The 13,840-nt window shown below is 50.4% G+C and carries 15 protein-coding genes; 11 read left to right on the plus strand and 4 right to left on the minus strand.

The features are described 5' to 3' along the window. Nucleotides 1–20 precede the first annotated feature (20 nt). The 11 genes from trmJ (at nucleotide 21) to sseB (ending at nucleotide 8,885) form a co-directional block, all read left to right on the plus strand. Entirely contained in the window at nucleotides 21–761 is a 741-nt protein-coding gene (gene trmJ / locus FH968_RS11110; RefSeq protein ID WP_139879405.1) for a tRNA (cytosine(32)/uridine(32)-2'-O)-methyltransferase TrmJ, read from the plus strand. Nucleotides 762–891: 130 nt separating this feature from the next. Continuing rightward, nucleotides 892–1,380 carry a Fe-S cluster assembly transcriptional regulator IscR gene (iscR, locus tag FH968_RS11115; protein WP_139879407.1) on the plus strand — a complete coding sequence of 163 codons (489 nt, stop codon included), beginning with the start codon at nucleotides 892–894 and terminating at the stop codon, nucleotides 1,378–1,380. A gap of 207 nt (nucleotides 1,381–1,587) precedes the next feature. Continuing rightward, nucleotides 1,588–2,802, plus strand: a complete 1,215-nt coding sequence (locus FH968_RS11120; protein ID WP_139879409.1) for an IscS subfamily cysteine desulfurase — start codon at nucleotides 1,588–1,590, stop codon at nucleotides 2,800–2,802. A 43-nt stretch (nucleotides 2,803–2,845) separates the two neighbouring features. Next, nucleotides 2,846–3,232, plus strand: a complete 387-nt coding sequence (gene iscU, locus FH968_RS11125; protein WP_015703172.1) for a Fe-S cluster assembly scaffold IscU — start codon at nucleotides 2,846–2,848, stop codon at nucleotides 3,230–3,232. A gap of 150 nt (nucleotides 3,233–3,382) precedes the next feature. After that, complete coding sequence (gene iscA / locus FH968_RS11130; protein ID WP_139879411.1) at nucleotides 3,383–3,706, plus strand: iron-sulfur cluster assembly protein IscA; 324 nt, start codon at nucleotides 3,383–3,385, stop codon at nucleotides 3,704–3,706. Nucleotides 3,707–3,778: 72 nt separating this feature from the next. Further along, nucleotides 3,779–4,294 (plus strand): co-chaperone HscB, encoded by a 516-nt coding sequence (gene hscB / locus FH968_RS11135; protein ID WP_139879413.1) that lies wholly within the window; start codon nucleotides 3,779–3,781, stop codon nucleotides 4,292–4,294. 13 nt (nucleotides 4,295–4,307) lie between these two features. Further along, on the plus strand, nucleotides 4,308–6,158 hold the full coding sequence (hscA, locus tag FH968_RS11140) for a Fe-S protein assembly chaperone HscA (protein ID WP_139879416.1): 1,851 nt from the start codon (nucleotides 4,308–4,310) through the stop codon (nucleotides 6,156–6,158). Nucleotide 6,159: 1 nt separating this feature from the next. Further along, nucleotides 6,160–6,495: an ISC system 2Fe-2S type ferredoxin gene (gene fdx / locus FH968_RS11145; protein WP_034459208.1), complete on the plus strand. Its 336-nt coding sequence runs from the start codon at nucleotides 6,160–6,162 to the stop codon at nucleotides 6,493–6,495. 12 nt (nucleotides 6,496–6,507) lie between these two features. Beyond that, nucleotides 6,508–6,708 (plus strand): Fe-S cluster assembly protein IscX, encoded by a 201-nt coding sequence (gene iscX, locus FH968_RS11150; protein WP_139879418.1) that lies wholly within the window; start codon nucleotides 6,508–6,510, stop codon nucleotides 6,706–6,708. Nucleotides 6,709–6,766: 58 nt separating this feature from the next. Then, the gene (gene pepB / locus FH968_RS11155; RefSeq protein WP_139879420.1) at nucleotides 6,767–8,053 is read left to right on the plus strand and encodes an aminopeptidase PepB; all 1,287 of its coding nucleotides are present in this window, start codon (nucleotides 6,767–6,769) and stop codon (nucleotides 8,051–8,053) included. Between the two features lie 55 nt (nucleotides 8,054–8,108). Then, nucleotides 8,109–8,885, plus strand: coding sequence for an enhanced serine sensitivity protein SseB (gene sseB / locus FH968_RS11160; protein WP_139879423.1), 777 nt, complete (start codon nucleotides 8,109–8,111; stop codon nucleotides 8,883–8,885). Nucleotides 8,886–8,935: 50 nt separating this feature from the next. On the opposite strand, the gene FH968_RS11165 is transcribed toward sseB, so the two are convergent. The 4 genes from FH968_RS11165 to FH968_RS11180 all read right to left on the minus strand — a co-directional run bounded on the left by FH968_RS11165 (nucleotide 8,936) and on the right by FH968_RS11180 (nucleotide 13,717). Continuing rightward, complete coding sequence (locus tag FH968_RS11165; RefSeq protein WP_139879425.1) at nucleotides 8,936–9,709, minus strand: MurR/RpiR family transcriptional regulator; 774 nt, start codon at nucleotides 9,707–9,709, stop codon at nucleotides 8,936–8,938. Beyond that, on the minus strand, nucleotides 9,709–10,560 hold the full coding sequence (sseA, locus tag FH968_RS11170) for a 3-mercaptopyruvate sulfurtransferase (protein WP_139879427.1): 852 nt from the start codon (nucleotides 10,558–10,560) through the stop codon (nucleotides 9,709–9,711). Before sseA ends, FH968_RS11165 begins: the two co-directional genes overlap by 1 nt. A 233-nt stretch (nucleotides 10,561–10,793) precedes the next feature. Beyond that, nucleotides 10,794–12,161, minus strand: coding sequence for a 6-phospho-alpha-glucosidase (locus FH968_RS11175; protein WP_139879429.1), 1,368 nt, complete (start codon nucleotides 12,159–12,161; stop codon nucleotides 10,794–10,796). A gap of 11 nt (nucleotides 12,162–12,172) precedes the next feature. Then, nucleotides 12,173–13,717: a PTS transporter subunit EIIC gene (locus FH968_RS11180; RefSeq protein ID WP_139879431.1), complete on the minus strand. Its 1,545-nt coding sequence runs from the start codon at nucleotides 13,715–13,717 to the stop codon at nucleotides 12,173–12,175. Nucleotides 13,718–13,840 lie beyond the last annotated feature (123 nt).

Below are 13,840 nucleotides of genomic sequence, written 5' to 3' on the forward strand. Positions count from 1 at the left end.
TTTCAGGCTATGAGTCAAGAATGCTGCAAAACGTACGTATAGTGCTGGTCGAAACCTCCCATACCGGCAACATGGGCTCTGTAGCCCGTGCGATGAAAACTATGGGGCTGACAAATCTGTGGCTGGTTAACCCACTGGTGAAACCTGACTCCCAGGCCATCGCGCTCGCCGCGGGTGCCAGCGATGTCATTGGTGAAGCGAAGATTGTCGATACGCTTGATGAAGCGTTGGCAGGATGCAGCCTGGTGGTCGGCACCAGTGCCCGTTCTCGTACGCTCCCATGGCCAATGCTTGATCCGCGCGAATGTGGTTTAAAAGCGATTTCTGAAGCGCAAGATGCGCCAGTCGCGATTGTATTTGGTCGCGAACGCGTAGGATTAACCAACGACGAATTACAGAAATGCCATTATCACGTCGCAATTCAGGCAAATCCTGAATATAGCTCGTTGAACCTCGCGATGGCGGTGCAAATCCTCGCCTATGAAGTGCGAATCGCCTGGCTTGCGACGCAAGAAGAAGGTAAAGAAGCGGTCGTTGTAGAAGACCAGACACAGTATCCATCGGCTGATGATCTTGAGCGCTTTTACGGCCATCTGGAACAAGTACTGCTGAAAACCGGCTTTATTCGCACCAGCCATCCGGGCCAGATTATGAGCAAGTTACGTCGCTTATATACTCGCGCACGCCCGGAAACTCAGGAACTTAACATCCTGCGCGGCATGCTTTCCTCTATCGATAACGAGAAAAAATCAGGCAAATAATACTTGAGTAAATTACTAGGTTAAATAGTTGACCAATTTACTCGGGAATGTCAGACTTGCGCCCTGCTATGTGACAATCACATTTATAAAAAACCCCCGGTTCGAGGGGCGATTTGAGGTTAAGTAAGACATGAGACTGACATCGAAAGGACGTTATGCCGTGACCGCAATGCTTGACGTTGCGTTGAACTCCGAATCAGGTCCAGTGCCGTTGGCTGATATTTCTGAACGCCAGGGAATCTCCCTCTCCTACCTGGAGCAGTTATTCTCTCGTCTGCGTAAAAATGGCCTCGTCGCCAGTGTTCGCGGTCCTGGTGGTGGTTATCTGCTCGGTAAAGAAGCAAACAGCATTGCAGTAGGCGAAGTGATTAGCGCTGTAGATGAATCTGTTGATGCGACGCGTTGCCAGGGTAAAGGTGGTTGTCAGGGCGGCGATAAGTGCCTGACTCATGCGCTGTGGCGCGACCTGAGTGACCGTCTGACTGGTTTTTTAAACAACATCACCTTAGGTGAGCTGGTGAACAACCAGGAAGTGTTGGACGTCTCTGGTCGTCAGCAGAATGAAAACCATCGCAGCTCGCGCTCTCAAGACGCGATCGACGTCAAACTGCGCGCATAAGCAAACAAAAAGAATTTTAGAATCAGCCATTTCCTTTGAAAATGGCAATTCCCAAAATAGCTGGAGCTACATCAAGGCGGCAAGTGAACGAATCCCGATGAGCTTACTAAAGTAAGTGATTCGGGTGAGTAAGCATAGCCAACGCCGAGGTAGTTTCAGGTATGAAGGGGATTTCGTATTGAAGTGATGTACGGAGCTTAAAGAGCAATGAAATTACCGATTTATCTCGATTACTCTGCGACTACGCCGGTTGACCCGCGTGTTGCGCAGAAAATGATGCAGTTTTTGACTATGGACGGAACCTTCGGTAACCCGGCTTCTCGTTCACACCGTTTCGGTTGGCAGGCGGAAGAAGCTGTAGATATCGCCCGTAACCAAATCGCTGAACTGGTTGGTGCAGACCCGCGTGAAATCGTCTTTACCTCCGGTGCAACTGAATCTGATAACCTCGCTATCAAAGGTGCGGCTAACTTCTATCAGAAGAAAGGCAAGCACATCATCACCGTAAAAACCGAACACAAAGCTGTGCTGGACACCTGTCGTCAGCTTGAGCGTGAAGGTTTTGAAGTGACTTATCTTGCGCCACAGAGCAACGGTATCGTTGACCTGAACGTGCTGGAAGCGGCAATGCGTGACGACACCATTCTGGTTTCTATCATGCACGTGAATAATGAAATCGGCGTGGTGCAGGATATCGCGGCAATCGGCGAAATGTGCCGTGCACGTGGCATTATCTATCACGTTGATGCGACTCAAAGCGTAGGCAAACTGCCTATCGATCTGAGCACCCTCAAAGTTGACCTGATGTCCTTCTCTGGCCACAAAATCTATGGTCCGAAAGGTATCGGCGCACTGTATGTTCGCCGTAAACCACGTATTCGTATCGAAGCTCAGATACACGGTGGCGGTCATGAGCGCGGTATGCGTTCTGGTACTCTGCCTGTTCACCAGATTGCTGGCATGGGCGAAGCTTACCGTATCGCGAAAGAAGAGATGGAAACAGAAATGTCTCGTCTGCGTGAGCTGCGTAACCGTCTGTGGAACGGCGTAAAAGATATGGAAGAAGTGTATCTGAACGGCGACCTGGAAAATGGGGTTCCTACTATCCTGAACGTGAGCTTTAACTACGTTGAAGGCGAGTCCCTGATCATGGCGCTTAAAGACCTCGCGGTTTCTTCTGGTTCTGCCTGTACTTCAGCAAGTCTTGAGCCATCCTACGTGCTGCGCGCACTGGGCATGACCGACGAACTGGCTCACAGCTCTATCCGTTTCTCTTTGGGTCGTTTTACTACTGAAGAAGAGATCGACTACACCATCGAACTGGTACGTAAATCCATTGGCCGTCTGCGCGACCTTTCTCCTCTGTGGGATATGTTCAAGCAGGGGGTGGATATTAATTCCATCGAATGGGCTCATCACTAATCGTTCTTTACGGACGTCGATATCGGATTCAGGAGAATTAAAAATGGCTTATAGCGAAAAAGTAATCGATCACTACGAAAACCCACGCAACGTTGGCTCTTTTGATAACAGCGATGACAGTGTTGGCTCTGGCATGGTGGGCGCACCGGCTTGTGGCGACGTTATGAAGTTGCAGATTAAAGTCAACAATGAAGGTATTATTGAAGACGCACGCTTCAAAACCTACGGCTGTGGCTCTGCCATTGCTTCCAGCTCGCTGGTGACCGAATGGGTTAAAGGTAAATCTCTGGATGAAGCGCAGGCAATCAAAAACACCGACATCGCAGAAGAACTCGAACTGCCACCGGTGAAGATTCACTGCTCAATCCTTGCAGAAGACGCTATCAAAGCGGCAATTGCAGATTACAAAAGTAAGCGTGAAGCAAAGTAAATTTGAGCCTTTTCAAAATAATTTGAGTTGCGGGAAGGCGGCAAGATCGTAAATCCCCAAGAGCTTACTAAAGTATGTGACTGGGGTGAGTGAGCGCAGCCAACGCCCCAGCAACTCGAAGTATGAAGAAAAATTAATTGAGGTTGTTGTATGTCGATTACCCTTAGCGACAGTGCTGCTGCACGCGTGAATGCTTTCCTGAACAATCGTGGCAAAGGCTTTGGTTTGCGGTTAGGCGTTCGCACTTCAGGCTGCTCTGGTATGGCTTATGTTCTGGAATTTGTTGATGAACCGATGGCGGAAGACACCGTGTTCGAAGACAAAGGCGTGAAAGTGGTCGTCGATGGTAAAAGCCTGCAATTTTTAGACGGCACTGAGCTCGACTTCGTCAAAGAAGGTCTTAACGAAGGGTTTAAATTTACTAACCCGAACGTGAAAGATGAGTGTGGCTGCGGTGAAAGCTTCCACGTCTGATACTCGCAAATCCCCCGCGTAGTTCAATGTTGGGTGGGGGATACGCTTTACTACGTTAACCCTGAGTCTGTTATGGATTACTTCACCCTCTTTGGGTTACCGGTAGGCTTCGCCCTCAATACTGAGCTGCTGGCTACCCGTTACCAGGAGCTGCAACGCCAGTTCCACCCTGATAAATACACCAGCCGCCCTCAGGCGGAACAACTGCTTGCGGTCCAACAATCTGCGACCATCAACCAGGCGTGGCAAACGCTGCGTCATCCGCTGCCGCGCGCCGAGTACATCCTCTCTCTCAACGGTTTTGATCTGGCAAATGAACAGCATACCGTGCGCGACACCGCGTTTTTGATAGAACAACTCGAACTTCGCGAAGAGCTTGATAACATCGAGCACGACAAAGATAGCGACCGCCTGGAATCCTTTAGTGCCAAGGTTAATGCGATGGTGAAAACCCGCATGGCTTTGATGGTGCAGCAACTGGATAATCAGGACTGGACGCTGGCGGCAGATACTGTGCGTAAACTGCGTTTTCTCGATAAACTGCGCAGCCAAATAGAACAACTCGAAGAAAAGCTGCTCGATTTTTAACTGGAAGCTCAATATGGCGTTATTACAAATTAGTGAGCCGGGCCTGAGTGCGGCACCACATCAGCGTAAACTTGCTGCGGGTATCGATTTAGGCACCACCAATTCACTGGTTGCAACAGTTCGTAGTGGGCAAGCTGAAACGCTGCCTGACCATGAAGGGCGTCACCTGTTACCTTCTGTGGTGCATTATCAGCAACAAGGCCTCAATGTGGGTTGGGATGCGCGTGCGCAAGCCGCACTCGACCCTGCAAACACCATCAGTTCTGTAAAACGCCTGATGGGCCGTTCGCTTGTTGATATCCAGACGCGCTACCCGCATCTGCCTTACTCGCTCAAAGCGAGTGAAAATGGCCTGCCGATGATCGACACTCCGGCGGGGCTGCTGAATCCTATCCGTATTTCATCTGACATCCTGAAAGCACTTTCCGCTCGCGCTACCGAAGCGCTGGAAGGCGAGCTTGACGGTGTGGTGATTACCGTTCCTGCTTATTTTGATGATGCACAACGTCAGGGCACCAAAGACGCTGCGCGTCTGGCTGGCCTGCATGTTCTGCGTTTACTCAACGAACCCACTGCTGCGGCGATTGCTTACGGCCTGGATTCCGGTAAAGAAGGCGTTATTGCCGTTTACGATTTAGGCGGTGGCACCTTCGATATCTCTATCCTGCGTTTAAGCCGTGGCGTGTTTGAAGTCCTGGCAACCGGTGGTGATTCTGCGTTGGGCGGTGATGATTTCGACCACCTGCTGGCCGACTGGCTGCGTGAGCAAGCAGGCGTTGCCGACAGAAGTGACGACCGTATTCAACGTCAGTTACTCGATGCTGCTATTGCTGCGAAAATCGCCCTGAGCGATGCCGAAACGGCAAGCATTGAAGTCGCAGGCTGGAAAGGTTCGGTGACGCGTGAACAGTTCAACGAACTGATTGCCGCTCTGGTTAAGCGCACTTTGCTGGCTTGCCGTCGCGCTTTGAAAGATGCCGCAGTGGAAGCTGATGAAGTGCTGGAAGTCGTCATGGTTGGCGGCTCAACTCGCGTTCCATTAGTTCGCGAACGTGTTGGCGAATTCTTTGGTCGCACACCTCTGACAACAATCGACCCGGATAAAGTTGTCGCTATTGGTGCGGCGATTCAGGCCGATATTCTGGTAGGTAACAAGCCGGATAGCGAAATGCTATTGCTGGATGTTATCCCGCTGTCGCTTGGCCTCGAAACCATGGGCGGCCTGGTCGAAAAAGTGATTCCACGTAATACTACTATTCCGGTAGCGCGTGCGCAGGACTTCACTACCTTTAAAGACGGTCAAACTGCGATGGCGATTCATGTCATGCAGGGAGAGCGCGAACTGGTACAAGATTGCCGTTCACTAGCACGCTTTACGCTGCGCGGTATTCCGGCAATGCCTGCGGGCGGGGCGCATATTCGTGTCACCTTCCAGGTTGATGCTGACGGCTTGCTGAGCGTGACTGCGATGGAAAAATCTACCGGAGTGGAAGCGTCCATTCAGGTGAAACCTTCGTATGGCCTGAGCGACGGCGAAATTGCCTCGATGATTCAGGATTCTATGAGTTATGCCGAGCATGATGTGAAAGCGCGCATGCTTGCAGAGCAAAAAGTTGATGCGGCTCGCGTGCTAGAAAGTTTGCAAGGTGCATTGAACTCAGATGCTGCGTTGTTAAGTAAAGCTGAACGTGCGGAAATTGACTCTGCAATGGTGGCGTTAAGCGCTGCTGCTGCGGGCGATGACACTGATGCTATTGAACAAGCCATTAAAAACGTAGACAAACAAACCCAGGAATTTGCCGCACGCCGTATGGATGAATCAATCCGTAAGGCGCTGAAAGGCCACTCCGTGGACGAGGTTTAACATGCCAAAGATTGTTTTTCTGCCTCATCAGGATTTGTGTCCAGATGGCGCAGTTTTGGAAGCGAATGTCGGTGAAACCATTCTTGATGTTGCTCTGCGCAACGGTATCGAGATTGAACACGCCTGTGAAAAATCCTGTGCTTGCACCACTTGCCACTGTGTTGTGCGTGAAGGTTTCGACTCTCTTGCTGAAAGCACGGAAGACGAAGACGATATGCTGGACAAAGCCTGGGGGCTGGAACCTGAAAGCCGTTTAAGCTGCCAGGCACGTGTTACTGATGAAGACTTGGTTGTTGAGATGCCACGTTACACCATCAACCACGCGCGCGAACACTAACAGGAGTCGCTCATGGGACTGAAATGGACCGATAGCCGCGAAATTGGTGAAGCTCTGTATGACAGTCGCCCGGATCTTGATCCTAAAACGGTGCGTTTTACTGATCTACACCAGTGGGTTTGCGATTTGGAAGAGTTTGACGATGAGCCAAACGCATCCAATGAAAAAATTCTGGAAGCGATTCTGTTAGTCTGGTTAGATGAAGCAGAATAGTTAGAAAGGGGCTGCCTGAGGCAGCCTTTTTTACATGTGCTGGATAAAGGAAAATAAAATGACAGAAGCCATGAAAATTACACTTTCCACAGCGCCCGCCGATGCGCGTTGGGGTGATAAAGCCGCTTATAGTATTAACGATGAAGGAATTACCCTGCATCTGACAGGTAAAGACGATCTTGGCCTAATCCAGCGTGCAGCACGTAAAATTGACGGGCAGGGCCTGAAACACGTTCAACTGGCCGGTGATGGTTGGGATGTTGAGAAAAGCTGGGCATTCTGGCTGGGTTATCGCGCACCGAAAGGCACGCGTAAAGTTGACTGGGCACAGCTGGGAGAAGCTGAGCAAAAAGAACTGAATAACCGCCTGAAAATCATCGACTGGGTACGCCATACCATCAACACTCCAGCCGAAGAACTGGGTCCTGAACAACTCGCTTCACGAGCAATTGATCTGCTGTGTGAAGTCGCATGCGATAACGTTTCATACCGCATCACCAAAGGTGAAGATCTGCGCGAGCAGAACTACATGGGTATCCACACTGTTGGCCGTGGCTCTGAGCGTTCACCCGTATTGTTGGCACTCGACTACAACCCAACGGGTAACCCGGATGCACCGGTTTATGCGTGCCTGGTCGGTAAAGGTATCACCTTTGATTCAGGCGGCTATAGCATGAAACAAAGCGCGTTTATGGACTCAATGAAGTCAGACATGGGCGGCGCTGCCACCATTACCGGAGCGCTGGCATTTGCTATCACTCGCGGTCTGGATAAACGTGTGAAGCTGTTCCTGTGCTGCGCGGACAACCTGGTCAGCGGCAACGCTTTTAAACTGGGCGACATCATCAAATATCGCAACGGTAAAACCGTTGAGGTAATGAATACCGACGCAGAAGGCCGTCTGGTTCTGGCTGATGGTCTGATTGACGCTTGTGCGCAAAAACCAGAGCTCATCATCGACTGTGCAACGTTAACCGGCGCTGCAAAAACAGCATTGGGTAACGATTACCACGCGCTGTTCAGCTTTGACGATGAACTGGTCAACCGTTTGATGGCGAGTGCCGCGGAAGAAAATGAACCATTCTGGCGCTTACCGCTAGCCGAATTCCACCGCAACCAGTTGCCATCGAACTTCGCTGAGCTGAATAACACCTCTAACGCTTCCTTCCCGGCAGGTGCGAGCACGGCGGCGGGCTTCCTGTCCCACTTCGTGGAAAACTATCACCAGGGTTGGTTGCACATTGACTGTTCTGCAACCTATCGCAAAGGTGCGGTTGAGCAATGGTCTGCGGGCGCAACGGGCATTGGCGTGCGTGCCATTGCTAATTTGTTGACTGGTAAGTAACTCACTCGATAAATCCTCTCTCTTCAGGAGAGGGGATGCAAAGCCTGGAATCACAATGTCTGAAGCAAAAAACGAACTCGAAACCCTGCTTGAACAGGCGGCAATTGAACCTGCCCATCGTCCGGCATTCTTCCGCGTGCTGCTGGAATCTACAGTCTGGGTACCGGGTGAAGCGCCGCAAGGTGAAGCGATTGATCCGGACAGGTCTGTCGAATTGCAGCACTGGGAAAAAGATGATGGCACATCAGTCATTCCGTTCTTTACTTCCCTTGAGGCGCTACAACAAGCGATTAATCATGAACAGGCATTTGTCGTGATGCCGGTGCGTACGTTGTTTGAAATGACGCAAGGAGCATCACTCTTCCTGAATGCAAAATTACCGACAGGTAAAGAATTTACGCCGCGTGAAATCACCCATTTAATCAGTGATGAAAGCGACCCATTAACCCAGCAGGAAGTGCTGGATGGCGGAACTTCATTGCTGCTCTCAGAAGTGGCTGAACCACCGGCGCAAATGGTTGATTCGCTGACTACGCTGTTTAAAAACCTGAAAACCGTAAAGCGTGCTTTTATCTGCTCAATTAAAGAACATGCAGATGAGCAGCCGAACTTGCTGATTGGTATCGAAGCCGAAGGGGATATCGAAGCGATTATTCGCCAGGCTGGAAGTGTTGCTACCGATACGTTACCGGGTGATGAGCCGGTAGATATTTGCCAGGTCGTGGAAGGTGAGAAGGGTATCAGTCACTTCATGATGGCGCACATTACGCCATTCTATGAGCGCCGTTGGGGAAGCTTCCTGCGAGACTTTAAAACCAATCGTATTATCTGATTCTGATTTTCGCCCTCGCCCTTTAAGAAAGACCGGTGTGAGGGGGAAATCTAACTCGTCGCTTGCAACAGCAATAAATCAATCAGCATCACCAGATTGGACTCAAACGACGTAATCCCTGCGGCTTCGGCCGCAAAATGAATCGCCTCGTCATACAGTGGAAAATGCACATCTGCCAGTTCAGATAAACTGTTCGGGGAAGCCCGTGTGAACGCTACAATAGACATCCCCACATTCTGCGCAATTCGCGCTTTATCCAATACCTGCTCTGTTTCACCACTGCGTGAAATTGCGATAAACACCTGATACTTCGATGCGTTGCTCAGGAATATACCCCGGCTGTCTCCCGGCCCTGAAATAAATGCGGTTTTACCCAACACCTGAAGTTTCTTTGTCAGGTACTCGGCGAATAAATAGGAAAACCCCGCACCGTATAAAAAGAAACTCTCTTTTTCGCGCAGCAGAGATGAGAACTCCGCCATCAGTTCGGGTGTTACCCACCGGAAGGTTTGCCGGTAATTATCAACAAATTGGTCGAATAAAATCGGCAGCGTGGCAGCGGGTAATGCGGGCTGATTAGCAATGTGTGGCGTGCTGGAAAGCAGTTGTTTGCAGTGCCAGATAAATTCACTGTAGCCACTAAATCCGAGCTTATGGCAAAGCCGCATAATGGTCGCGCTGGAGACAAACGTCACCTGAGCAAGTTCGCGAACCGTAATGTTGCCAACCAACAACGGATGGTTTGTCAGATGTGAGAGAACGCGGTACTCAGCGCGGGTTAACGATTCCCCGCGCTCAAGCAGTCCTACCAGACGGTTGTCCATTACTGGGGTTGAGCAGGTTCGACAGGTAAATCAGGGCGCGCACCCCATTCACTCCAGGAACCGTCGTACAGCGAAACACCGTTGACCCCAAGTGTGGTTAGCGCAAGTACTACAACAGCCGCTGTTACACCTGAACCGCAGCTTGCGATGATAGGCTTATCAAAACTGACGCCCTGGCGAGTGAAGATTTCATTCAGTTCATCGGTGGTTTTCAACTGGCCATTTTCCACCAAATCATTCCACGGCACGTTCATGGCGCCGGGGATATGCCCACGTCTTAAACCAGGGCGAGGTTCATCGACCTGTGCGTTAAAGCGCGGAGCAGGGCGAGCATCAACAATCTGTGCAGTGCCTTCATGGCTAACCAAAAGAACATCGGTCAGGCGCTTGATAACCATTGGGTCGAAATTCACCTCGAACTCACCTTCCGGTAACGCCACATCACCTTGCTGGAGAGGGTATTCTTCGCGTTGCCAGTCAGCTAAACCACCTGCCAGAATCGATACGTTTACAACGCCAAATGTGCGCAGCATCCACCATGCTCTGGGGGCCGAGAACAGGTTTCCTTCATCGTAAACAACCAAATGTTTATCGTTGCTGATACCTAATTCGCGCATGGCGACCGCAAAGGATTCCGCTCGTGGCATCATATGTGGCAAAGGGCTGGTGCTCTCGGAAAGGGCTTCTATATCGAAAAATACTGCGCCAGGCAGATGCCCTGCACGATATTCACCGGGTACATCACGATGCTCCTGGCCTGGAGGAGCCATACGAGCATCAATAATCTGGATATTCGCATCATTAATATGTTCTGCGAGCCAGTCGCCCGCGACGAAGAAAGAGGTGGACATGGTTGCCTCCGAATGATTATTCACTATCGGATTGTCGGTGTTTTTCACCAAACCGACAAGTAGCCATATCCACTGCTGCGAGGTGTGCCGTAAATATTTTACCCGTCATACTTTGAGCTGCAAATGCGTTGACTGCACCCGCGCGCCCCAGTCACATAGTTAGCTATGTGACTGGGGACTTACGGCCTGGCCGCCTTTTTGCAACTCAAACTATTTAGGGTAAAGGGAGGTACTTATGCTTTTACGGCTTCACCGTTTCGCCATGCCTGCTGAAGCTGCGGCCAGTAGTCACGGTTGGCTTCAATCATATCGTCAAGAATCGCTTTCGCATGTTGCATGGTTGGCACCGTGCGATTAAGCGTAAACGCCTGCAATGCTTTCTCGTAGCTGCCTTCAATGGTCGCTTCAACCAGCAATTGTTCGGATGCTAATTGTTGCATCAACAAAGTCTGGTGGAAGAGGGGAACCGCACCCATGCGCACCGGCTCCGGACCTTCAGAAGTGATATATGCAGGAACTTCAACCATTGCGTCATACGGCAGGTTTGCAATCGCTCCTTTGTTTTCCACAATCACCAGATGGCGTTGGCGCAAATCAAAGGCCAGAGAACAGGCGACATCAACAATAAATGCACCATGTACACCGACATGGAATGCGTCCGGCAAAATACCGGTTTTTTTGTATTCATCAGCTGCTGCAAATAGTTTCTTCTCACGGCCGTCCATCACTTCATTGGCGCGGGTGTATTCAGGGTTTTGATGCTCCACAATCTCATTTGGCATCAGGTAATATTGCAAATAAGGATTCGGCAGGTATTCCGGGAAATTATCCATAATCGGCTGGATATTACGCCAGGTTTTCACCCACGACGGATCAGAATGCTGCGGATCGGTTTGCGCAGCATCTTCGGTCAGTAAGCCAAACTTCGCGATATGACGGCGTAATTCTGGCAGACGATCTTCCCCATCAACCAGTACACGGGTAAACCAGCCAAAATGGTTGAGGCCAAAGTAGTCAACTTCCAGCTTATGGCGGTCAACGCCAAGAATGGCGCCCATATTGCGCATTGCCGCCACCGGCATATCGCAAATATTCAATACGCGAGCTTTCGGGCGCAAACGGCGTACACCTTCGGCGACAATTGCTGCTGGGTTCGAATAGTTAACAATCCACGCTTTTTGATGGGCATAGCGCTCAACAAAATCACACAGTTCAACCATGGGTAAAATGGTGCGCAGACCATACGCCAGCCCGCCAGGTCCGCAGGTTTCTTGCCCGACTACGCCATGGCGTAGTGGGATTTTTTCATCCTGTTCACGCATTTTATACTGCCCAACGCGCATCTGAGCGAAGACGAAGTGAGCGCCGCTAAAGGCAACTTCTGGATCAGTGGTGACAGTAAATTTGATGCTTTGGCTATGGTCACGAATCACTTTCTCAACTACCGGAGCAATCACCGACTGGCGTGCGCCATCAATATCGTAAAGGCGAATTTCAGCTAACGGAAAATCTGCCAGGCGTACCATCAGGCTTTTAACAATGCCCGGCGTGTAAGTACTACCGCCACCGGCAATGGACAAAATAAATGGGGGTTTAAACATCTTTGACTCCTTTAGAGAAATGTCTCTACTGCTTCACGCATTTTTTTGACATGCAGCCCGTAGACCACCTGAACGTTATTACCTTGTTTAATCACCCCTTTTGCGCCAGTCGATTTCAGGCGGGGTTCGTCGATAACTGAAACATCGCGCACTGTGACTCGCAGACGGGTGTAACAGTTGTCGACCACTTCGATATTGGCCCGGCCACCCAGGCCTTCGATAATGGCTTCACCTAAGCCGTCGTTGCTGCCTTTGGCTTGATACTCTTGTTTGCTATACAGTTTTGTTTCCTGGTCGTCCGTTTCGCGACCCGGTGTTTTCATATCGAAGCGACGAATCAGGAAACGGAATACGACAAAGTAGATAACCGACATGGTCAGCCCGACCGCGATGTACATCGGCCAGTTGGATTTCTCTGTGCCCAGCGGCAGGTTATAAAGAATGAAATCGATAATGCCGTTGGCCCCGATGGCGTGAACACCCAGAAGATAGAACAACATCATGCCAATCCCGGTCAGTACCGCATGCACACCAAACAGCAGTGGGGCGACAAACAGGAAGGAAAACTCCAGCGGTTCTGTAACGCCAACTAACATGGACGTTAGAGCAGCAGGAATCAGAATGGCTTTGGCAGCGGCTTTACGCTCGGGTTTGGCGGTCATATACATGGCGAGTGCGGCAGCAGGAAGGCCAAACATTTTACTTATGCCACGGGCATCCCATACTACGGTACTGCTGAGTTGATGAACGCTCGGGCATGCCATTTCAGCGAAATAGATATTGCGAGCACCCTGGTAAATGTTGCCGCAAACATCCGCAGTACCCCCCAATTCGGTGTACAGAAACGGGGTATAAACCAAGTGATGTAGCCCTGTTGGCACCAGAATTCTCTCCAGGAAACCGTAGATAGCCACGCCAAACGCCCCTGCCCCTTTAATTGCTAGTGCCAGTGCGCTGATACCATGTTGTGCGAATGGCCAAAGTTCGCTCATTATCACGCCGAGCAGCATAGAAACCGGTAGCATGATAATGGCGACAAAACAGTGGCCTGAGTAAATCGCCATGGCACCGGAAAACTGTACGCTGGAATAGCGGTTGTACAGATATCCCGAAAGCGCACCGGTAAGGATCCCAGCAAATACGCCCATCTCAAGGACTTGTACACCTAACACCATGCTCTGCCCTGCGGCTCGCATTTGGTCGATAGGGGCCAGCTCACCTTGTAGTTGTAATGTCACATTCATCGCATTAATAAAGACGATAAAAGTGACCAGACCAATCAGTGCAGCGTAGCCTTTGTCTTTTGCCGCGAGTCCAATAGGGATACCGACACCAAATACCAAAGCCAGATTTGCCAGTACCGAAACGGCGGATTTAGATATCAGTACCCCGGTGTGTTGAACCGAAGGGTGACCGAGGAAAGGTAAATATTCAGCGAGGTTGCCATTGCCCAATACATTACCGAACGCGATAAATAGACCGACGATCGGTAAAATAAGCACTGGGCCATAGAGCGATTTTCCGAAATTTTGTAGGGCATTAACGGCACTTTTCATTTAGCAGTCTCTTATTATCACTTTGGCTAAACACCGCGTTCAGGCAGCGACTCAGCTCAAAATGTAGCAAGAATCAAGACTGTAAATCCATCTATCTTATTGTTTTAAAAACAAATGACTTAT

The organism is Buttiauxella sp. B2 (genome assembly GCF_006376615.1).
Taxonomy (GTDB): Bacteria; Pseudomonadota; Gammaproteobacteria; order Enterobacterales; family Enterobacteriaceae; genus Buttiauxella.